Source organism: Shigella sp. FC1967 (assembly GCF_001743005.1).
Lineage (GTDB): Bacteria > Pseudomonadota > Gammaproteobacteria > Enterobacterales > Enterobacteriaceae > Proteus.
On the sequence record NZ_MIIZ01000882.1, the window covers coordinates 1 to 2,210 of the forward strand.

Below are 2,210 nucleotides of genomic sequence, written 5' to 3' on the forward strand. Positions count from 1 at the left end.
TAAAGCAGTCCCGAATAGGAAAAAAACTGAGTTTACCCGCATTAATTGTAGGAAGTACTTCGCCCGATTTACTCTATTCTTTTGGTTTATATCAATCAGCAGCAACGGCACATGATTTATTAGGTTGGTTTTATACTGCATTTCCTTTTTGCTTGCTGATCTTTATTCTAAATTATTTACTGAGAAATCCATTAAAGTGCGTATCACCTATACCACTATATGAACCGATAAAACCCACAATTCAAGTATTAATACTATTTGTTTTATCCCTGTATATTGGAGCAGTAACGCATATTGTATGGGATTCTTTTACCCACGAAACAGGAACCGCCGTCAGATATTTTTCTGTATTACAAGCACAATTATTACAAGGAATGACAAATAGCCAAGAGATTGCTATTTATAAATTATTACAACATTTAGGTTCTATACTAGGGCTACTTTATTTATGTTGGAAATATATTGAATACCAGCGAAAACAAGACTATTCAATACAAAAAAGAAAACCGTACTAAGTTATTTCGCTTAATAGGGGTCGGCTTTTTGTCTGGGTTATGTGCTTTGCCTTTAGCTTTGCAATTCTCAAATAAAGGGCAGGGAATTAACATTAATCGATTTATTTTCCTTGAGCTTTCTTTGGCGGTACCTTTTTTTCTTCGGTTTAATGATAATCTTAGGATTATGGTTATATCGAACTAAAGCTTGACCAAATAGATCCTAAAAAGCCCCGTAATATAAAGTTACGGGGCTTTTCTTTGAAATAAGAGGTAGTTAATACAGAAATTTTAATTATCCATTAGTTTTTAAACCACAGCATAACCTCTTCATAACTTCCTTGATAAATAATTTTATCTTCCTTTTTGCTTAATTGATAACGATACATAGGATCGTAATATTCTTTAAGTAAAGGGGTTAACCAAGAGAAATGTGCCTCAGTTGTGGATCCTTTTTTCTGTATTTCTAGGGCGTTATCTAGCAACTGAGTTAATTCCATTGCTCTTTGAGAGCCTAATCGACGGCGGATAGCAAATAAACCATGATGCAAGTAATCACTGTATGCTTGCCAACCTTTTTCTTCGCCATACGCGACCAGATAATCATGAGTCATGCGATCAAAGTATTCTTCCTTCAAGCGTTCTATGCGTCGTTCTAAGGGATCATCAACAACAACGATTGAAGCTTCAACCATTTTTGATCGTAAGCATTCAGGTAATCCATTAGCACCAATTGCACGACCTTCATCTTCAAGCACCCAGCGTGTATATTTCAGTGATTTTTTTAACATTTCAACACCAAGGTGATTTTCAAATGTCGCTTGAGGAAATTGATCTTCCACTGTGCGACCAAAAGACGAACCTCGATGATGTGCAATACCTTCAAGGTCGATACCTTCCGGTAATGACCGCACTAAAGTCGTTTTTCCATTACCGGTGCATCCACCAATCAAGATAATAGGCCGCTGAACCAATTCATTGGTCATTTCAATTACAGTCTGTCTTAACGCCTTATATCCACCTTCAATTAATGGGTAATCTATACCTATTTCTTTAAGCCATTGCTGAACAATATGAGAACGCATGCCGCCACGAGCACAGCAAATATAACCATTGGGAAATTGCTTACAAGCTTCGCGCCAAGCTTCGATACGGTTATCACGAATTTCACCACTAACCAATTGATGTCCCAAATCAACTGCTTTTTGTGAACCTTGTTGTTTATAACAAGTCCCAACAGCAGCACGCTCTTCATCATTCATTAAAGGCAGATTAATCGCATTAGGCATCGAGCCTTGATTAAATTCAATAGGCGCACGCACATCAATGATAGGGGTGTTATTAGCAAGAATATGTCGAATATTTTGATCTGAAAACGCTAATTCCATAATAAAAAATCGTAGTATCTCGTCAGGCTGAAAGATTAGCTACTATACTCTTAAAATCCGATAACGCCCATAATTACAGTCATATTGAAAACGGATCTCTACTTTCAATAAGAAAAATTTAAGATAAAGCGATGGATTGAAATATAAAAAACGTCTAACATCTATTCAATGTAGTGTTTTAGATTAATTCATCAAACATGCTGTAAATAAAATACTTTAAGTATTTAAATGAATAAAAACTTAATCGAAAAATGACAGGTACATTACCTTGAACATAATAAGAAAATATTATCGTGTTAACTCACTTGAGCATCTTTGTATTCGCTGT

The 2,210-nt window shown here is 35.5% G+C and carries 2 protein-coding genes; one reads left to right on the top strand and one right to left on the bottom strand.

Annotation, left to right across the window (positions count from 1 at the left end):
- A partial coding sequence (locus tag BHE89_RS15170) for a DUF4184 family protein (RefSeq protein ID WP_286146191.1) occupies positions 1–515 on the top strand: 515 nt, incomplete at its 5' end.
- Between the two features lie 281 nt (positions 516–796).
- Here BHE89_RS15170 and mnmH read toward each other — a convergent pair.
- Positions 797–1,882 carry a tRNA 2-selenouridine(34) synthase MnmH gene (gene mnmH, locus BHE89_RS15175; RefSeq protein ID WP_069369162.1) on the bottom strand — a complete coding sequence of 362 codons (1,086 nt, stop codon included), beginning with the start codon at positions 1,880–1,882 and terminating at the stop codon, positions 797–799.
- Positions 1,883–2,210 lie beyond the last annotated feature (328 nt).